This window comes from Cysteiniphilum halobium, assembly GCF_003574425.1.
GTDB classification, from domain to species: domain Bacteria; phylum Pseudomonadota; class Gammaproteobacteria; order Francisellales; family Francisellaceae; genus Caedibacter; species Caedibacter halobius.
Window position 1 is genome coordinate 1 of the sequence record NZ_QLIU01000149.1, and the last position, 506, is coordinate 506.

The 506-nt window shown below is 36.2% G+C and carries 2 protein-coding genes; both read right to left on the reverse strand.

The genetic code is table 11. The features are described 5' to 3' along the window. Positions 1-146: EamA family transporter (locus tag DNK85_RS12600; protein ID WP_208123209.1), on the reverse strand; the 146-nt coding region annotated here is incomplete at its 3' end. Between the two features lie 81 nt (positions 147-227). Further along, positions 228-506, reverse strand: a 279-nt coding sequence (locus DNK85_RS11380; RefSeq protein ID WP_208123208.1) for a hypothetical protein, incomplete at its 5' end; no start/stop codon positions are given.

Below are 506 nucleotides of genomic sequence, written 5' to 3' on the forward strand. Positions count from 1 at the left end.
GTGATGTGTTCGCCTAAGAAAATAAATGAAAATGCTAATGTCGAGATCGGCATCGCTGCTGTTACAAGTCCTGCAGTACTCGCACTGACTTTATCACACCCCATAAACCTGAAAAGATACACTAGTGCTGTTTCAATTGATCCCAAATATCATACAACACCAGACTTCGTAAGAGCACCCTTCTTAACTCCAGTCACCACTTCTTATCTCTTATTCCTTCTTCTCCTTTACAAAACATATCCTACTTCCTTCTCTTTTTTCTCCTCTCTCTCCTCTTTTTTTTTTTTTTCTCTTCTTTTATTTCCTTTTTTTCCTTTCTCCCTTCCTTTTTCCCTTTTTTTTTTTTTTTTTTCTCTTTCCTCTCTTTTCTTCTTTTCCTTCCCTCTTCTTCCTCTTCTTTTTCTCCCTCCCTCTTTCCTTCTTTCTTTCTTTTTCTTCTTTTTCTTTTCTCCCTTTCTCCTTCTCTTCTTCTTTTCTCTCCTTTTCTCTCTTTTTTTCTTTTTCTT